Source organism: Diaphorobacter caeni, assembly GCF_015354245.1.
GTDB classification, from domain to species: domain Bacteria; phylum Pseudomonadota; class Gammaproteobacteria; order Burkholderiales; family Burkholderiaceae_C; genus Diaphorobacter_A; species Diaphorobacter_A caeni.
Genome location: NZ_JADKYZ010000009.1, coordinates 1 through 15,809 on the forward strand (window position 1 = coordinate 1; position 15,809 = coordinate 15,809).

Annotated in this window: 20 protein-coding genes, 1 pseudogene and 1 other annotated feature; of the genes and pseudogenes, 6 read left to right on the forward strand and 15 right to left on the reverse strand. The window is 55.6% G+C overall.

The window, feature by feature from the left end:
* Positions 1 to 140 precede the first annotated feature (140 nt).
* Entirely contained in the window at positions 141 to 329 is a 189-nt protein-coding gene (locus ISG32_RS20470) for a helix-turn-helix domain-containing protein (protein WP_194772887.1), read from the reverse strand.
* 215 nt (positions 330 to 544) lie between these two features.
* Between ISG32_RS20470 and ISG32_RS20475 the strand changes: the two genes are divergently transcribed.
* The gene (locus ISG32_RS20475) at positions 545 to 706 is read left to right on the forward strand and encodes a DUF1328 domain-containing protein (RefSeq protein WP_194772888.1); all 162 of its coding nucleotides are present in this window, start codon (positions 545 to 547) and stop codon (positions 704 to 706) included.
* A gap of 27 nt (positions 707 to 733) precedes the next feature.
* Positions 734 to 1,060 (forward strand): BON domain-containing protein, encoded by a 327-nt coding sequence (locus ISG32_RS20480; protein WP_194772889.1) that lies wholly within the window; start codon positions 734 to 736, stop codon positions 1,058 to 1,060.
* Between the two features lie 211 nt (positions 1,061 to 1,271).
* Here the strand turns inward: ISG32_RS20480 and ISG32_RS20485 are convergent, their stop codons facing one another.
* From ISG32_RS20485 to ISG32_RS20495, 3 genes are all read right to left on the reverse strand, one after another.
* On the reverse strand, positions 1,272 to 1,580 hold the full coding sequence (locus ISG32_RS20485) for a DUF883 family protein (RefSeq protein ID WP_194772890.1): 309 nt from the start codon (positions 1,578 to 1,580) through the stop codon (positions 1,272 to 1,274).
* A 75-nt stretch (positions 1,581 to 1,655) separates the two neighbouring features.
* Positions 1,656 to 2,012, reverse strand: a complete 357-nt coding sequence (locus ISG32_RS20490) for a PRC-barrel domain-containing protein (protein WP_194772891.1) — start codon at positions 2,010 to 2,012, stop codon at positions 1,656 to 1,658.
* 447 nt (positions 2,013 to 2,459) lie between these two features.
* Positions 2,460 to 2,882, reverse strand: coding sequence for a hypothetical protein (locus tag ISG32_RS20495; RefSeq protein ID WP_194772892.1), 423 nt, complete (start codon positions 2,880 to 2,882; stop codon positions 2,460 to 2,462).
* A gap of 140 nt (positions 2,883 to 3,022) precedes the next feature.
* Between ISG32_RS20495 and ISG32_RS20500 the strand changes: the two genes are divergently transcribed.
* The 3 genes from ISG32_RS20500 (at position 3,023) to ISG32_RS20510 (ending at position 6,156) form a co-directional block, all read left to right on the forward strand.
* A complete protein-coding gene (locus tag ISG32_RS20500; protein ID WP_194772893.1) occupies positions 3,023 to 4,351 on the forward strand; it encodes a putative DNA modification/repair radical SAM protein in 1,329 nt (442 codons plus the stop codon).
* Between the two features lie 2 nt (positions 4,352 to 4,353).
* Complete coding sequence (locus ISG32_RS20505; protein WP_194772894.1) at positions 4,354 to 5,241, forward strand: TIGR03915 family putative DNA repair protein; 888 nt, start codon at positions 4,354 to 4,356, stop codon at positions 5,239 to 5,241.
* 204 nt (positions 5,242 to 5,445) lie between these two features.
* The gene (locus ISG32_RS20510; RefSeq protein ID WP_194772895.1) at positions 5,446 to 6,156 is read left to right on the forward strand and encodes an IS5 family transposase; all 711 of its coding nucleotides are present in this window, start codon (positions 5,446 to 5,448) and stop codon (positions 6,154 to 6,156) included.
* Between the two features lie 535 nt (positions 6,157 to 6,691).
* Here ISG32_RS20510 and ISG32_RS20515 read toward each other — a convergent pair.
* Positions 6,692 to 6,814 (reverse strand): annotated as a pseudogene (locus ISG32_RS20515) (IS3 family transposase); the annotation flags it as partial.
* Positions 6,815 to 7,065: 251 nt separating this feature from the next.
* Here ISG32_RS20515 and ISG32_RS20520 point away from each other — a divergent pair.
* Entirely contained in the window at positions 7,066 to 8,151 is a 1,086-nt protein-coding gene (locus ISG32_RS20520; RefSeq protein ID WP_194772896.1) for an AAA family ATPase, read from the forward strand.
* Positions 8,152 to 8,352: 201 nt separating this feature from the next.
* Here ISG32_RS20520 and ISG32_RS20525 read toward each other — a convergent pair whose 3' ends face one another.
* The 10 genes from ISG32_RS20525 to ISG32_RS20565 form a co-directional block, all read right to left on the reverse strand.
* Positions 8,353 to 9,699, reverse strand: coding sequence for a zonular occludens toxin domain-containing protein (locus tag ISG32_RS20525; protein WP_194772897.1), 1,347 nt, complete (start codon positions 9,697 to 9,699; stop codon positions 8,353 to 8,355).
* On the reverse strand, positions 9,696 to 10,031 hold the full coding sequence (locus ISG32_RS20530) for a DUF2523 family protein (protein ID WP_194772898.1): 336 nt from the start codon (positions 10,029 to 10,031) through the stop codon (positions 9,696 to 9,698). The genes ISG32_RS20525 and ISG32_RS20530 overlap by 4 nt, the downstream gene beginning before the upstream one ends.
* Before the next feature lie 197 nt (positions 10,032 to 10,228).
* Positions 10,229 to 11,478 (reverse strand): IS3 family transposase gene (locus ISG32_RS20535; RefSeq protein ID WP_407645084.1). Its coding sequence is split into 2 segments (ribosomal slippage): positions 10,229 to 11,196 and positions 11,196 to 11,478, totalling 1,251 coding nucleotides; the frame shifts between segments, so codons are not numbered across the junction.
* Positions 11,081 to 11,197, reverse strand: a sequence feature (AL1L pseudoknot). (Overlaps the previous gene by 117 nt.)
* A 31-nt stretch (positions 11,479 to 11,509) precedes the next feature.
* Positions 11,510 to 12,664, reverse strand: coding sequence for a hypothetical protein (locus ISG32_RS20540; protein WP_194772900.1), 1,155 nt, complete (start codon positions 12,662 to 12,664; stop codon positions 11,510 to 11,512).
* Positions 12,665 to 12,775: 111 nt separating this feature from the next.
* The gene (locus ISG32_RS20545; protein WP_194772901.1) at positions 12,776 to 13,024 is read right to left on the reverse strand and encodes a hypothetical protein; all 249 of its coding nucleotides are present in this window, start codon (positions 13,022 to 13,024) and stop codon (positions 12,776 to 12,778) included.
* A 77-nt stretch (positions 13,025 to 13,101) separates the two neighbouring features.
* On the reverse strand, positions 13,102 to 13,317 hold the full coding sequence (locus ISG32_RS20550) for a hypothetical protein (RefSeq protein ID WP_194772902.1): 216 nt from the start codon (positions 13,315 to 13,317) through the stop codon (positions 13,102 to 13,104).
* Positions 13,317 to 13,430, reverse strand: a complete 114-nt coding sequence (locus tag ISG32_RS27630; protein ID WP_228529982.1) for an anaerobic ribonucleoside-triphosphate reductase — start codon at positions 13,428 to 13,430, stop codon at positions 13,317 to 13,319. Before ISG32_RS27630 ends, ISG32_RS20550 begins: the two co-directional genes overlap by 1 nt.
* Before the next feature lie 8 nt (positions 13,431 to 13,438).
* A complete protein-coding gene (locus ISG32_RS20555) occupies positions 13,439 to 13,657 on the reverse strand; it encodes a hypothetical protein (protein WP_194772903.1) in 219 nt (72 codons plus the stop codon).
* Between the two features lie 11 nt (positions 13,658 to 13,668).
* Positions 13,669 to 13,986 (reverse strand): hypothetical protein, encoded by a 318-nt coding sequence (locus ISG32_RS20560; protein ID WP_194772904.1) that lies wholly within the window; start codon positions 13,984 to 13,986, stop codon positions 13,669 to 13,671.
* A 9-nt stretch (positions 13,987 to 13,995) separates the two neighbouring features.
* On the reverse strand, positions 13,996 to 15,216 hold the full coding sequence (locus tag ISG32_RS20565) for a replication initiation factor domain-containing protein (protein ID WP_194772905.1): 1,221 nt from the start codon (positions 15,214 to 15,216) through the stop codon (positions 13,996 to 13,998).
* Positions 15,217 to 15,809 lie beyond the last annotated feature (593 nt).

A 15,809-nucleotide genomic window follows, 5' to 3' on the forward strand; every position in this document is an offset into this window, starting at 1 on the left:
CGGGGGAATGAGGGGTTGCAGTTGTTGCCACAACTCTTTGCTGATGGGGGCTCGGGACATGAGACTGTGAAGCATAAATGCTTTTGGAGCCCTCAAATTGAAGTTGTGTTAGCCGCTCTTAGAGCGTATGAGGTAAAGGGTTAGGCATTGAGAGCATGAAGAATCTGAATTGCCAACCCGTCAATGCCGTGCAGGCGGTAGTGGCTCACCCAGGTGCGGATCTTCTCCTCGGGCACGGGCCACTGTCGAGCCAGCAGCTTGGCCCCGCCTTCCCCAGCCATAAAACGCTTGACCACCGTGAGCTTGAAATCTGTTTGATACTTCTTCATGACCCACTGAAGTTTGTCACACTTCTGGGGGCAGTTCAAAACCGGGGATGTTCAGTTTTGGGTTGCATTCATCCCAGAGGATGGGTTGCATAAAAAATCAAATCCTCTTTCAAATTTGAGATTGTTGTAGCACTTGTACGTCATTCGTACTTCGCGAAGTCTTACAAACGAGTCGAATAGTTTTGCATACATTGGTCTCTGCAAAGGAGGCGCAAATGCTACGTTATGCCGTGATATTTTTGGTGATCGCCCTTGTCGCAGCGGTTTTTGGATTTGGTGGAATAGCTGCGGGTGCGGTCGATATTGCGAAGATACTTTTCTTTGTCTTCATCATCATTGCAGTCATTACCTTCGTTCTGGGTTTGATGAAGAAGTAACGTAAACACTCATCCTAAGGAGAAAACATGAACACACAAGGAATCTCTCGAATCGCCGTTCTTGCTGTCGCGCTGGGTGTAGGCGCCTTGACAGCGACTGGTTGCTCGGTCGCACGACATCAACAAACAGCAGGGTCTTATCTTGATGACAGCGGAATTACAACTGCTGTGAAGGCCAAGTTCGCCGAAGACAAGACTGTTGCGGCGACGTCGATAAGTGTGGAAACGCTGAAGGGCGAAGTGCAGCTTTCAGGCTTTGCCAAGAGCCAAGCGGAAAAAGACCGTGCTGCAGCGATCGCGCGAGATACCAAGGGTGTCACGGGCGTGAAGAACAGCATCGTTGTTCGTCCCTGATGAGTGACGCAAGGCCGACCGAATCGAAGTGAGGACGGGCACTTAATAAACGAAACCGGGCAGCGTCCCGGTTTTTTTATATTGATCTACTTACGGCGGGCGGAGGGCGATTCGGCAAGATTGAAAGCGGTATCTTCAATCGCGAAGGTACGGCTTTAGAGTGATGAGCTCTTGAGCATGCAGTGATCGCCTGGCCGCACCATCGCTCACCTCATCTTTTGGTGATCAAGAAGCCCGCCAATACGCCCAAGGCAACAGCAGTACCGACCACAGGCCATGGATCGTCGTGCACGTATGCGTTCGTGTTGCGCGCAATCTTCGCGCCTTTGCGTCGTGCCTGCTTCATCATGTCGGAGGCGGAATCTTCGAGTTCTCCCATGCCCGCTTCGAGCTTTTGGCGCAGCTCCTTGACTTCCGGTATGTGATCGAAGTCTTTGTTGGCGAGTACCTCCTTGAGGCTATCTACCGAATCTTCAAATTTGCTTTTCGCGTTGGCGATGTTCCGCTTTCTTAACTGCATTTCAAACCTCCTCAGAATTGGCAGAAAATTGGGCGGTCTGCGTGACTCGTAGACCGCCCTGATGTGGTAGTCGGTTTACAGATACGGAATGCCGTAATACTCATAGACCCGACGGCCATAGTCGTCGTTATAGACCGGCGTGGAAGCAGTGTCATAACGCGGTGCACCCTCCAGTTGCTCCTTGCTGAGGCTCACCACATAACCGCCTTGTTCGGGGCTGTATTGGAGGGTGTCCCAAGGAAGCGGGTAATGGTCGGTGCCAATACCAAGAAAGCCGCCGAACTCCATAACGGCATAGCGAACTTGGCCAGAAATTTTGTCGATCATCAGGGTCTCAATGGAGCCGAGTTTGTCGCCATTGGGGTTATAGACGTGCGTGCCATTGACCTTGTCCGATGAGATGACACTCGATGCTGTGTTGTCGATATCCATGATTGAATCCTCGCGTGCTGAGTTGAACTGCCAAGGCTGCTCACTCTAGTTTTTCAACAAGTCGTGCTGAAGTGATCACTTCTGTTTTCATGTTAGTTGGCTACGCGGCACATCGCGGTAGTCGTCGCTTGTACACGTCCGTAGGACATACCTTGCGTAGAAAAAAACCGCCACGCAGGCGGTTGAAATGAGTGGGCAGCGCAGAGCGGCGTAACGACGCTCTCGCCAAAGGTCAGTGCTGTTGCTGCGAACGCGGCAATGGCTGACCTTGTTGACGTTTATACGTCTTGGTTTGCATCTGGCTATAGTTTTCGTCCGTGATGGGTTGACCCATTTGCATTGGCACGTAATGGCGTTGATGCGAACCCAGAATTGGAAGGAGCTGTTTCATTTCTAAGCCTTCCTTTCTCGATAAGTGGAGAACCGCGAAGTCCTCCACAGCCTTACTTAGGAGTTAAGAGCCTCAGCGTTGCTGTTGAGGCTGCTGCTTCTGGTCTTGCTGACCAGATTGTCCCGGTTGCTTTTGTCCCGGGCTTTGCTGCTGCTGGCCGGGGTTTTGCTGACCCTGACCGGGCTGCTGTTGGTTAGGGTTCTGTTGTTGTTGCTGAGAATTTTGCTGAGACATAGGAACACCTCTTTCTTGAAATAACAGGGTGCTACACAGCGAGCTGTGTAGCGGCTCAAGTCAGCGGTGGTGCGCACCTCTTCGCTGGTCTTCATTGTGGGCACATCATCGGCTGAAGGCTTGTAGGCAAATGCGCCCGATGTCCATGCAAGTAAGTCCCTCACCTGTAGTCCAGTACAGAAGGCGGGCCGGTGTCGGTGCGAATCTTTCTCGATGCTGATTGCAAGGCGTTCCAGTGAAGTCATGGCGGTGTCTGCGACTCGCCGATGTGGTGCGAGGCGATGGAGCGTGTCATTGCGTGATGAATTGAATATGGCTATATACTGTTAATTCGTACAGTTATTTCTGAGGCGTTTATTCGCGTCCCACTTCATCTGCTCGCATCATGCAAATCATCGCCAAACTGAAAATTCTGGCCGATGCAGCCAAGTACGACGCCAGTTGCGCCTCCAGTGGCGTGAAGGGCAGGGACTCGCTGGATGGCAAGGGACTTGGCTCGGCTGAGGGGATGGGAATCTGTCACAGCTACACGCCCGATGGGCGCTGCGTTTCGCTGCTCAAGATTCTCCTCACCAACTTTTGCATTTATGACTGCCGCTATTGCATCAACCGCAAAAGCTCCAACGTGCAGCGCGCGCGCTTCACAGCCGAGGAGGTGGTGCGACTCACGCTGGATTTTTATCGACGCAACTGTATAGAGGGTTTGTTTCTTTCGAGCGGCATCATCCAATCGTCCGATTACACGATGGAGCAGCTGGTTGAGGTGGCCCGCAGTTTGCGAGAGGATCACGATTTCAGGGGCTATATTCATCTCAAAACCATTCCCGATGCCGATCCGCAATTGCTGGTGCTGGCGGGTCGCTACGCTGATCGCCTCAGCATCAACGTGGAGCTGCCCACCACAGAGGGTTTGCAGCGATTGGCTCCTGAGAAGGACGCTGCAGGCCTCGTTGGCGCGATGAAGCATGTGGCAAAGCATATTGAGATTGCGAAACTCGAACTTCAAGCACAAGCCTCTGGCAGGGTGGTTTCACTGCCCGGTGCGCAACGCACTCAACGTGCTGTGCCGCCGCGTTACGCGCCAGGTGGGCAGAGCACGCAAATGATCGTGGGAGCCGATGGGGCCAGCGATGCGCTGATTCTTGGCACGAGCAGTGCACTCTATCGTCGCCAGCGGTTGCGCAGGGTGTATTACTCAGCGTTCAGTCCGATTCCCGATGCCTCATCCGATTTGCCTTTGCAAGCTCCGCCACTGGTGCGCGAGCATCGTCTGTACCAAGCGGATTGGCTGATGCGCTATTACGGATTCACGCACGATGAGATCGTCGCGCCGGGCAACGCGGGCATGCTGGATCTGGAAGTCGATCCTAAATTGGCGTGGGCGCTCGCCAACCGCCACGTCTTTCCCGTTGACCTGAATCGCGCGTCTCAGAGAATCCTGTTGCGCGTGCCCGGCTTAGGTGTTCGCAGCGTGCAGAGATTGGTCGCTGCACGTCGTGTGCGTTCTCTGCGCTTGGCAGACCTTCAGCAACTGCATATCGCTAGCGCTAAAGTGCTGGCCTTTGTCGAGTTGGCGGACTACCACCCGCGGATTGATTTGCTGGACAGTCCATTGCTTCGCCGGCAACTGCTTGCACAGATGGCGCAGAACTCAACGCAGCGCTCGCACAGCGGCATGAAGCCGCGCGTTGAAGCGCAACTGGCTTTGTTTTAGACATGCATAGCAGCCACGAAACGCTGGTAGTCGAGCTGGATGCGCCTGACGATTTCGCAGGCTTTCGCCAAGCAGCACGCGTTTTGCTTCTTCTTGGTGTTGAGCCGGACTATGTGCAATGGCGATGGGTAGATGCGCTGGACATACGAGCGAATATGCAAGTGAATGCGCAAGCGGATTCGGACGATCTGTTCACCTCGATCGCAGCCAAAGTGGTGACAACCGCTGATCTCGACCGCGTACCTGCTGCGGGTAGCTCACCCGTGCACATACGCAAGTCCCAATTGACCGTCCTGCGCAATGCCTGCTGCCATAGCCATGTTGGACGATACGCGCTGTGTTATCGCTGGCTTTGGCGTGTGCAACAGTTCCCTGAGTTGATTGGCGATGTGCTCGACAGCGACTGGTGCCACATCGAGCAGATGGCGCAGGCAGTGAGTCGTGAGATTCACAAAATGCATGCCTTCATCCGTTTCAGGCCCACGATCAACGAAGAGGGCGAGACCGTACACATCGCGTGGTTCGAGCCCGACAACCATATCCTGCGTGCTGCCTGCGATTTCTTTGAGCGCCGGTTTGCTAACATGCGCTGGGTCATCCTGACGCCCAAAGGTTGCGTGAGTTGGGATTTGCACCAGCTGAAATGGGCGCCGGGAGCCACAGCGGCCCAAGCACCCAAGGCGGACGAAGGCGAGGCGTTATGGCTTGCTTATTACCAATCGACCTTCAACCCGGCGCGTTTGAAAGAGCAAGCGATGCTGCGGGAAATGCCGCGCCGCTACTGGAGGAATCTCCCTGAGACTCGACTGATCAGCCCCATGGTATCGATGGCGCGAAGCCGCAAACATGAGATGCTCGAGAAATTGCCTCATTCGGGAAAGAGGACTTAACCGTACAGAGGCAAATGAGAGCGCCTCGGGAATCGCTGTGCGTGAATAGGATCTCCTCGAGTTGAACGGCCGCTATGCGTGACCGGCAGCCTGACGTTTTCGCGTCTCTGCCGCTTTTTTCGCCGAGGCTGAGCGAGCCGATGCAGGCCTGTTTGCGGGGCGTTGTTGCACAACTCAACCGGTCATCTGCGGTAGCCTTACCGCATGAGTGAATCGAGCTGGGGCAAGCGGCGCTACCGCACTACAAATTGGAAGGCGTACAACGCAGCATTGAAGGCCCGGGGTGATTTGACCATCTGGCTGGACAAGGACATGCAATGGCAGGCCGTTCCAGATGGCAAGCCTGGCCGCAACAAGACATTTTCGGATGCTGCCATCCAGTTTTGCCTGACCGTCAAATGCCTGTTCAGCTTGCCTTTGCGCCAGACCTTGGGCTTGATTCAGTCGCTGCTGAGAATGGCTGGCCTGCCTTGGTCAGCGCCTGACTACAGCACGGTGTGCCGTAGACAAAAAAAGGGTTTGAATGTTCAGGTGCGTTATCGTCCAAGCCGCAACGGACTGCACTTGCTTGCTGACTCTACGGGCATCAAATTTTTGGGCGAAGGTGAGTGGAAAACCAAGAAGCACGGCACAGAGCGTCGCCGACAGTGGCGCAAGCTACGCAAAGGGTTGGTGTTCGCGCATCGCAACGAGGCCGTCAATGCATGTAGGCGGTTGGGCCGTTATATCTGGAAACGCTGGAGCGGCTACCACCGCAGGTCTTTGGTGGAGACGAAAATGAATTGCTTCAAACGATTGGGTGAGAAGGTAATGGCTCGCACGTTTGAGCGACAAGTGGCCGAACTCAACATTCGCGCATCTATCCTCAATCGCTTTACCGAGCTGGGCACACCCCAAACAGTGGCTGTGGCATAGCTACGTCTGGGGTTGGGGGAAGCTTGACCTCAGATGGGTTATGCAACAGAGCCATCCCAATCCACCGATTGTTAGTTCGGTTGGCCTTGCGCAGCCTCGGTTGCGGCAATGACTCGGCCAATGCCTGCACTTTGGCTGTGCGAGTTGGCTCATTCGCTCACGAGCTAACAGGTGCGGCTCCTTCTAGGAATTGCTCATCGTTCACAACTGCTAGCCTACTGTTAGGTGAGTCTCGTGATCAATCCGCTCTCAACCTTGGCACTCCCAAACAGGTTGCAGAGCGGGTCGTCTGCAAGCGGGTGCCACTGGTTCCTGATGACGTACGTATGCCCCTGTCCCATAAAGGAGCTCGCTCCTTGACTATTCAGACGGCCGCGTTCCTTGTAGACAACGCTGTGGACATGCGCGCGAGAGTCCGCTTGGAGTAAATCCGATGTCATGATTTGCAATCCTGTCGCCCCTGCTCGCACATTGGAGTCGGACTGGCCTAGCGAAAGAATCTGATCGTCTGTCATGTCGTGCAAGGCTGCAACCAGCCGATCATGCCGGCGATGGACTCGATGGCCGCCCACTGCGACGGATGCTCACCACGGTGCTCCAGCACCATGCGCACGGCGCGCTCTCGGACTTCAGGTGAAAACTTCGGGGACTTCTTCATGACTCCATTCTCCTGTGTTGGAGCCTTCCGCGAAACCCGGGGCGCTTCATTTTGCCGGTAAGCAGTTCGGCAGCGTGAATCAACTCGGACGACGGAACATTCAGAGCGGACGCGATCCTTGGATACGATTGGGTCATCGCGCCTTCATTGGCTCTGGAAATGGAGTGTTGTGAGACGTTCTCTTTCGGCTCAAGTTGACAACTTTGTGACCCCCATCACATACTGCTCCAACTTTGCTGTTCGACGGAGACATGAGCGACCCGCCATTCACCCTTGTCATCAAGACCAAGTTGGCGCCGCCACGGGTGGGGGGGGCGTTGGTGCGTCGTGAGCAGATTTTGGCGGCGCTGCAAACGCGGCCACATGATGCGCTGACTTTGATTCTGGGGCCTGGAGGATCAGGCAAGACCGTTTTGTGTGCTTTGTGGCGGCAGCAGCTGGTAATCAGTGGTTGTGATGTGGCCTGGTACAACCTGGGCGCGGAAGATGATGATGAGGCGCAGTTTGTGGACTACATCGCGGCCAGTTTGCAGTCTGCAGGCCTTGCGCTGGGTGCTGACGCGGCGGGGCTCTATAACCGCTCTGGCGGTAAGTCGTTAGATGCGTTTCTTGCGGTGCTGGTCAATGCCTTGCAGCAGCATGAGCGGCCTCTGTATCTGATGCTGGAGGATTTTCACTACATCCGCTCATCCGCGATCACACACTTCATCGATAAGCTGGCCGCCCTGGCGCCGCCAAATTTTCATCTTGTGATCAGCTCGCGGGTGCGGCCATCGCTGGATCTGGTGCCGCTGCGCGTGAAGAATCAGTTGAGTGAATTCAGCTTCAGCGATCTTCGCTTTACGCTGGAGGAATCGATGAGCTTTATGCGCAATCAGCGCATTGACCATCTGACGCCCACGCAGTTGCGCACGTTGCATCAGTTGACGGACGGCTGGCCCGCAGGTTTGCAACTGGCGGCGTTTTCGCTGCGCAAGACGCAGGATGCCGATGCGTATCTGCGGCGCTTTACCGAGACGCTGACCCCAAGCCGCGATCACAGCCTGCGCGACTACTTGAGCGAGTGCATCTCTGATCATCTGAACGATGAAGAGCTGGATTTTCTCGTGCGCACCTCGGCTTGCCGGCGCTTTAACCGCGCGCTGTGCGAGCAGATTACCGGCAATGAGCGTGCGGGCGAATTGCTGGAGAAGTTCGAGGCGGAGCACCTGTTTTTGCTGCCGATTCTCGGCGGTGGTGCTGGTCGATCCGGATCGCTTCGTTTTGCCTGTGCCGCCGCCCAATCAGGTGCTCAAACTGGAGAATCAGAGCATTCTTTGATCTGGGTAGCACTGTAACTGCTTGTCGTTGTTTGACACGTTCCTGTCAGCGTGATACCGTGCCCCCAGACAGATTCAGTTCAACGTATCTATCAGAGGTACAGAGGGGAAAATTCAGTGAGGAAGAGAGTCCAAACCTCTTTTCCAACAGACTCTATTTAGTAGATACGATGTATATTATGTTTAATCACAAAATCACTTCGGCGACGCTTCACGGCCCTAGTGCTTCCCCTGATTCCGCGTCTCAAACCCCAATTGACAACCTACCGTCAGTGTGCATCTCAAACATGAGCGCCCTTTACTCATGTTTCGCTCACCATCACAAGCCGGTTTGCCCCACCTCACGTACCTAATCGACGATCTGCCAGCGACACGCGAGCAGATCGCTCGCCACCTTGACATAGCACCCCGAACGCTCGACAGGTACATCAAAGACGAGCAAGCGCCGCGCGCCATCATGTTGGCGCTTTTCTGGGAGTCAGTCAGATCGAAAATTCGCCGGCCGCCTGCACTGACCACGAAGGTTTGCAGCACCTGGCCTGCCTTGCGAAGCTCGCCAGTCAGATGCACCAGCTTGCCAAACAACGGATCGACCGTCTGCGATGCAGGTGGCGGCGCACTCGCAGCAGTCACCGGCGGCTCATGACGACCGGCCTCCAGAGCCTTCGCTTTCTGATACTCATCAGCCGTCATAGATGGAAATTCGCGCTTCTCGCGTGGCTTGAAGCCAGTCACCTGCATACCCGCAGGCCCCTGCTTCGCCTCCTTCGTGCCGTACCACGTATAGCCCGGCTTAGGCGAGAACGCCCAGAAACAAAGCAACGCAGTGACTGCCATCACCGCCCATTTCACCCTGTTGAAATGCACGATCATCGGCTTGACGTCCTGCGCCTTTGCCTCTGAGCTTCCATTGCTCTGCGTGTTGCTCTGATACAGGCCAAAGTACTGCGCTTCGTACTTGCGTTCGTCCTGCTGAATCTGTGCGCCACGATAGCCCGCGTGCACCTTACGGATGTACTTATGGGCCTTCCCGAGAATGTCAGCTTTGCGCACCTTCACGAGCATGGCCAGCAGCTGCGCGATTGGCTGGTTGATATCCCTGAATGACTGAGTCATCAAGAGAACGTCTGCGTTGAAATGGCGGTGCAACTTGAACCACTGAACAACGCTATCGGGCGTGCCAACTTTCGGAAAAGCTACATGACACTCATCTATCACGTAGAGTGGCCCCTGCCCCGTTGCGCTGCGCCACGTTGTGAAGAAGTCCCAAACAGTGCCGAAGGTAAACACGTTTTCTGGTGGTGGTTCTGGGTCGCGGTCCGTCCAAAGTTGAAACGCTGGCCGCGCTGCTATGTCCGTTGCATCCCAATCACCAAGGCGGTTTGCAGGACGCGTGCGCACTTCAATCAGATCGCGGTAAGCCGGATCGATGGCAGCGAACGACTCAACATTGAGCGGCAGATTGGTGATGACCATGCGGCCTTTTTTGAGAGCATCGAGCACATGGAAAACAACGGCTTCATAACTCTTGCCAGAGCCAGGAATGCCCTCCAAACCGTTGATCATGATCCAAGCCTTGTGAACGGAATCAATTGAAGAATGAGCCGAATGCCGATGGCTGCTACGACGATGGGCACAGCAACAGAAAGGCCTGACAGCTGCATGACATTGACGATTTCGGGCGGCATGATTGACCAGTCACTCGCGTGACCTTGGAGGCCAGATAGATCGAGTGCATTGGCTGCAGAAACAGCGACTCCGAGCAGTTGCTCGAGCACCCAGCAAACACCATCGCCGAGGAAATCCCACGCTGCTTTGAAGATCGCGACAAAGATATCGCCAAACCAAGAAAAAAGCTTATCGAACGCGGTTTTGAGCCAGTCCAAAAGGGTTTGCATATCTCAACCTCCAAAGACCAACCGACGCGCCAACACGAGCGCGGAAATGATGGTGAAAGCCCGAAGCACAGACCACACGGCAGGATCGGGCATCAGGTTGAAAGAGCCGAAATTCCAATGACCGCCGAAATCCAAATCAATCTGCCAAGAAGGCTGCATTCCGCCATCGCCATGAATCACACCGGGTTTGGTGGAGGCTAGATTGTTGAAGTACAGGCGTCAGCCTGCACAGGTTTTGCAGCTCGCTGCCGCCAGTAGTTTGCCTCAGCTTCTGCCGGCGGTATATGCCCTATGGGCTCCAGTAGTCTGGTGTGGTTAAACCAATGCACCCACTGCAGCGTTGCCAGCTCCAGTGATTCACGTGTTTTCCACGGCCCACGTTTGTAGATGACCTCCGTTTTGTACAAGCCGTTGATAGTCTCCGCCAGGGCGTTATCGTAGGAATCACCTGTGCTGCCTACAGATGGCATGAGCCCCGCTTCTGCCAAACGCTCGGTATAGCGCACTGAAACATATTGACTACCTCTGTCCGAGTGGTGAATCAGTCGGGACTCTTGCTGCGGCTGTCTTGCGTGCAGCGCTTGCTCCAATGCATCCATCACAAAATCGGTCCGCATGTGGTTGCTGACTCGCCAACCCACAATCCGGCGGGCATAGACGTCAATCACAAAAGCCACAAACATCTGGCCTTGCCATGTCGAGACATAGGTGAAGTCAGACACCCAAAGCTGGTCTGGGCGCTGTGCTTTGAACTGGCGATTGACCAAGTCCAGTGGACATGGCCGGGCTGCATCGGGCAGAGTGGTTCGGACCTTCTTGCCTCTGCGCGCTCCTTGCAGCCCAAGCCTTCGCATCAGGCGCTGCACGGTACAGCGGGCAATTGACAAGCCCTCTCGGTGCATCTGCCTCCAGACTTTGACGACCCCGTAGACCTGCCAATTGGCATGCCAGACACGTTGAATATCGCTACAGTGCTCGGCATCGGATTGGCTGCGCTTGCAGCGCAGCCAGGGGCAGGCTCTCTGCTGAACCCTGCACCTGTAGCCCGACGGGGCAATCTGCAGCAGCCTGCAAATTGGCTCGACCCCATAGGCACCTCGATACCTGTCGACGAAGTCAATCAACTCTTGATGCGACGGTCGAGCTCCGCCTGGGCGAAAAAAGCGCTCGCAGCCTTCAGGATGTCGTTGGCCCGACGCAGCTCCTTGACTTCGCGCTCGAGTTGCCTGAGATGTTCACGCTCATCTGTGGTCAAGCCAGGACGCTGTCCTGCGTCAATCTCAACACGCTGGACCCAACTGTTCAACGTGGTGACGCTGCAACCAATCTTGGGCGCAATGGATTCACAGGCCGCCCATAACGATGAATAGCTGGAGCGGCACTCCTGCACTAGGCGGACTGCACGTTCACGCACTTCTGGCGAGAATTTATTGGCTTTACTGTTCATGACTCAATCCTCTCAAAGGGTTGAGCCTCCATTAAACACGGTGTGATTCACCAACACTGGGCATCAACGATGACGCGAGCGAGCCAAGACCAGATGATTTGAGATCAGCGGACTTGGCATCCCAAACGCCCTTCACACCGTTTGGATACTTTTTTTCCCAAAGCTTTGGCATTGCACCGCCCGGTGCGCCGGGAGCATTCAGATCGTCATCACCGTCACCGCTGCCTGAGCCGCTGCCACCCTGCCCTCGTGTCTCGCCTGATTGATCTGTTGGGCCGCGGCATATCGCCGAACGTGGATGCTCACCGCAATACTGATCGCGGCTCATGTTCGTTGTCGTGATGGTGCCGCCACCGCCGCCGCTTGGATTTCCGCTATTGCTGATATTCGTTGTGGTCACCGTGCATTGCTCACCCTTGCACGTCACATCTGTTGTCGTGGTGCTGGTGTTGCCATTGGCATCGGTCGTGTTGCGCTTGTCTGAGGCCGTTGTGGTGCCGCTGGATGCGTCGATGCACACGTCCTTACCGTTGACCGTTCCGGCTTGCCCCTTGCATGGTGGATCAGGCTCCATAGGCTTGGGCTTGTCATCAGTGCCAGGAGCGTCATCAAGACCCGGAACACATGCAAGACCGGCGCCGTCTGTATCGGCCCAGCTTGTACCGTCCGAATGCCATACCTTCGCATCCTTGTCCATGCTGAACGACATATCTGCAGTGAACGTGTGTTTGCAGCCCGGCGGCGGAAGATAGCCTTCTTTGCCGAATCTGACCTCCGGATCGACATCCATACAAACCTTGATCGGCTCACCAATTGGCACTTTTCCGGGAACGCGGCCTTCACGATTGCCGTTTTCCCAGCTGTTGTAAAGCATGCCAAGAACACGGCATTTTTCATCATCAGTAGGCTCGACCTCCGGGGGGACGCATGCGGCTCCAGTGGCCTGTTTTGACAGGATCGGTGCCCAAGCAATGTTTCCATTAGTCGATGCGATCATCTTGCATTGACCATTGACAGGGCCGCCAGTAGTCCAAATGCCTTTTACGAGTGCGGAGCAAACATCTGCCTGTGTCAGCTTGTCGCCCGTGGCAGTCGCATTCCAGTTAGCGTAATAGAGCGTGCAGGTGGTTTGCGCACCAGCAGGCAACACAAATAGCGCAAACAGCAGCGCGAAAATTTTGATCATCTTCAACCTCGCGCAAGGCTGAAAAACACCATTGCCCCGATAGCGCCGATCAGCGCAAAACAGGCGTGGATCAGCGTTATCAGGGCAATGAAAAGCATCAGCGAACCCCGATTAGATTTTGCTGATGATGCGCTTGACGATGCTCGGACCCTTGATAACGAATGCGATGGTCACGATGATGGCGGCGAGAGCCAGGATCTTGGTGGCGAGGCCGGAAAGGTCGATCTGATCGAACAGGCTGTCAATGCCGGTCGCTTGAGCGTGAGCACCCGTAGCGGCCATCACCAGCGCACCAGCGGTGCAGACGCGAGCCATGTTGCGCACAGCCAGAGCGCGCAGAGTTTGCAGTTTTGCCTTCATAGAAATCTCCAGAAAAAAGTAAGGATGGAAAGGTGCGAAATTGCACCGGCAAGGCCCAAAGCCTTGACGCTGGAATCTCAGATAGTGCGGATCAGCCGAACGATCCAGCCAGCCACCAGACCGGCAACGGCCAGGAAGAAGACGAGGCCGAAACCCAGCGTTGTGGCTTGCGCCAGAGAGGCCGCAGAGATGCCCATTTCTGCGAGCTGCTCGACCGTGACGTCGGTCAGCAAGACCTGATTGACAAGCTGACAAGGGGACTCGCTGACTTGGCAGATGAAGACCTGAGCCATCACGTTTCCCCTTCCACGATCCAGCCGCAGGACGGGCAAAAAGGCTGCACGTCGTCATCAGCCGCGGGGCCTTCGTAACCACATTCAGGACATTCGATTTCTTCATCGTCCATGACACCTCCTAGTAGTCGTCGACAGTACCGAGACGATCCAAATCGATCACCTGGGCGAAGTCTTCCGGATCGCAGTGATCCGCGAGTAGCTGGGCGACACGCTCAGGGTCATCTGTCACGCCGCCGCCCGCTTGCTGGAGCAACTGAACCCAGCACGGCTCACCGCCTTCCAAATCAGCGGCGAGGAATCGACCCGAGGTAGCAGACTGGATGACGTAGCGAGCCATCGCCCTACTCCTTACGCCTTCGCCTGCGATGCTGGCTTGATAGCCAGCAGCGTCAGCTTGGTGCCGTCAGACGAGGCCACCACATCAAATTCGCACTCGACGGGGACAGGTTTTCCCGCGCTCAGATGCGGAGCAAATGCCGTCCACTTTTCAATCTCGGTCGAATCACCCAGCTTGAAAGGGCGCGTCACTACGCCGATGGTCTTGCCGTTCGATTTCGATCCCATATCGACTGAGATATGAAACTTGGTGCTGTCATAGGTCGTGTTTTCGAACGTGCCTTTGCTGCTTTCGATACCGAACAGCAATGCATTGCTTTGCATCTTCATTTGCGATCCTTATGCGGCTAGCCGCGTGCGTGGTTGATAAATTGCAGGAGAGAGCGCGGTGAATGCCGCTTTGATTTCCGAGCCTGAAAATTTCTTCAGACGACCCGGCAAATTGCGATGAGAAACGAGCTCTATGAATTCGTCTTCACCGAGAAACTGGAAGGCCAGCGCAAGCGACTGAGAGGCGGTGTCGCTGAGCCAGCGCACTGCGCGAGTCACTTCGGCCTTGACGCTTTGCACTGCCTGTTTTGCTTTGACTTTGACCGGCTCGGGAGCCGTGATGCGGCCATGCTCGGCAAGCATTGCTGCATGCCAATCAGACGCGCCCGCGAAAAAAGCATCAGGGCGGCGCAGGATGTCGGCAGGCAGCTCGCGGAGCTTGTTCCCATAGCGGAGCTCGATGCGCTCCCAGTTGGTAGCGTCTTTTTTGCCGAAGAGCTGCACACCCTTTTCATAGGCGTTGGTCTGCTTGCCCGCTTCCTTGCTGCCAAAGTAGAAAGATCGACCACGACCGCCATCCACCCATGGGCCGACCGTGTTGGCATCTGGACGATGCCCCCTGATGTCCATCAGGCCCGCATGCCAGTCATCGCGCACACGATCCACGCCACCGCTGATGCCATCAAAGAAGTCGAGCGCCAGGTCAACGCGGGTAACCTTGCCGTCGTGTTCCTCAATCAGGTGAGCCATGCGATGCCGCCAATCGCCATTTGCGAATGTGCAGGCCGCGCCGTAGAGATTTGCATGAATCGTTTGACCTTGCGCTTGCTGGCGTGGTGATTCGCCCGATGCGAGGAAGCCGACCCATGCGCATTCAGCGCCATTGCGCACGATTGACCAGCGAAAACGGTAGAAATCCTGGCCCTTCTTCAACTCAGGTTCAACGCTGAATTGACTGCCCAAGATGGCACAGATTTTCTGGGCCAGCAGATGGGCTTGAGCACTTGCCGCGAAGTCTGCATCGGGCATCTCGCGAAGCATTTTTGCCACCTTGGCACGCTTCCAACGGACTATGTCCATGTCCGCTTCCGACATGCTGTAGTCGTAGGAGTCGCGCTGCACCGGATCAGGGAAAAGTGTCTTAACCGTTGGGATCGGTGCGTGCTTTCGCTGGAACGTGACACGGAGCCAATCGACGTGCACCGCGTGGCCGGAGACCCGGCGATCAGCCTGCAGACGCAGCTTGATTTCGTTGCCTTCGAGGATCAGGGCTTGAGCGTTCTTTCTCATGCATGCACCCCAGCACAGCCAGAAGCCAGCTCAACCAAAAATTTCGCGAAAGCCGGAGGAGTTCTTTCTCGCTCAGCTCGACCCATTCGCTCAACGGTCGTGACTGCGTGACAGACAGGATCTGGCAACGCAGGGACTGGACCGCATACATAAAGGCCCGTTGCTTTCGGCGCACGATGTCCCCACCAAGATTGAAGAACCGGAATGAGAACCCCACCGTGGCTATCGCGAACGCCATATGGCAAAGCTCCGATTTCTTTCCAGAGCCGGGAATTAATGGGATGCTCAACAACACCGCCAAACTCGCGGCAACGATCAACAGCCCACAAAGCCAGCTCACGTTCGCCAGGTCGCGGCTTCGCAAAATGAGACAGCTGCCCCCAAGAGCGACACGGAGGGTGAAAGACGCCAGGTTGACCGCCTAGCCAGGTCAAGGCATTGCGGTGAATGTCATAACAGTCACAGCCCAGCTCTGAATAGTGGTTATCAGCCCGGACAAACAAAGCTGCCACGTTCATACGCCCTGCTCCTTGACATAGCCCGATATCTCCCCGTGATTACCAACGGGGAGAGCCAAGGCCGCCGCCGTGCGT

Bases quoted from the DNA above. Each gene is read 5' to 3' on its own strand.
- ISG32_RS20470 (WP_194772887.1), bottom strand. From the start codon at position 329: ATGAAGAAGTATCAAACAGATTTCAAGCTCACGGTGGTCAAGCGTTTT.
- ISG32_RS20560 (WP_194772904.1), bottom strand. From the start codon at position 13,986: ATGAAGATGCAAAGCAATGCATTGCTGTTCGGTATCGAAAGCAGCAAA.
- ISG32_RS20510 (WP_194772895.1), top strand. From the start codon at position 5,446: ATGAGTGAATCGAGCTGGGGCAAGCGGCGCTACCGCACTACAAATTGG.
- ISG32_RS20475 (WP_194772888.1), top strand. From the start codon at position 545: ATGCTACGTTATGCCGTGATATTTTTGGTGATCGCCCTTGTCGCAGCG.
- ISG32_RS20495 (WP_194772892.1), bottom strand. From the start codon at position 2,882: ATGACTTCACTGGAACGCCTTGCAATCAGCATCGAGAAAGATTCGCAC.
- ISG32_RS20565 (WP_194772905.1), bottom strand. From the start codon at position 15,216: ATGAGAAAGAACGCTCAAGCCCTGATCCTCGAAGGCAACGAAATCAAG.
- ISG32_RS20520 (WP_194772896.1), top strand. From the start codon at position 7,066: ATGAGCGACCCGCCATTCACCCTTGTCATCAAGACCAAGTTGGCGCCG.
- ISG32_RS20505 (WP_194772894.1), top strand. From the start codon at position 4,354: ATGCATAGCAGCCACGAAACGCTGGTAGTCGAGCTGGATGCGCCTGAC.
- ISG32_RS20555 (WP_194772903.1), bottom strand. From the start codon at position 13,657: ATGGCTCGCTACGTCATCCAGTCTGCTACCTCGGGTCGATTCCTCGCC.
- ISG32_RS20500 (WP_194772893.1), top strand. From the start codon at position 3,023: ATGCAAATCATCGCCAAACTGAAAATTCTGGCCGATGCAGCCAAGTAC.
- ISG32_RS20550 (WP_194772902.1), bottom strand. From the start codon at position 13,317: ATGGCTCAGGTCTTCATCTGCCAAGTCAGCGAGTCCCCTTGTCAGCTT.
- ISG32_RS27630 (WP_228529982.1), bottom strand. From the start codon at position 13,430: ATGGACGATGAAGAAATCGAATGTCCTGAATGTGGTTACGAAGGCCCC.
- ISG32_RS20540 (WP_194772900.1), bottom strand. From the start codon at position 12,664: ATGATCAAAATTTTCGCGCTGCTGTTTGCGCTATTTGTGTTGCCTGCT.
- ISG32_RS20490 (WP_194772891.1), bottom strand. From the start codon at position 2,012: ATGGATATCGACAACACAGCATCGAGTGTCATCTCATCGGACAAGGTC.
- ISG32_RS20545 (WP_194772901.1), bottom strand. From the start codon at position 13,024: ATGAAGGCAAAACTGCAAACTCTGCGCGCTCTGGCTGTGCGCAACATG.
- ISG32_RS20480 (WP_194772889.1), top strand. From the start codon at position 734: ATGAACACACAAGGAATCTCTCGAATCGCCGTTCTTGCTGTCGCGCTG.
- ISG32_RS20485 (WP_194772890.1), bottom strand. From the start codon at position 1,580: ATGCAGTTAAGAAAGCGGAACATCGCCAACGCGAAAAGCAAATTTGAA.
- ISG32_RS20530 (WP_194772898.1), bottom strand. From the start codon at position 10,031: ATGCAAACCCTTTTGGACTGGCTCAAAACCGCGTTCGATAAGCTTTTT.
- ISG32_RS20525 (WP_194772897.1), bottom strand. From the start codon at position 9,699: ATGATCAACGGTTTGGAGGGCATTCCTGGCTCTGGCAAGAGTTATGAA.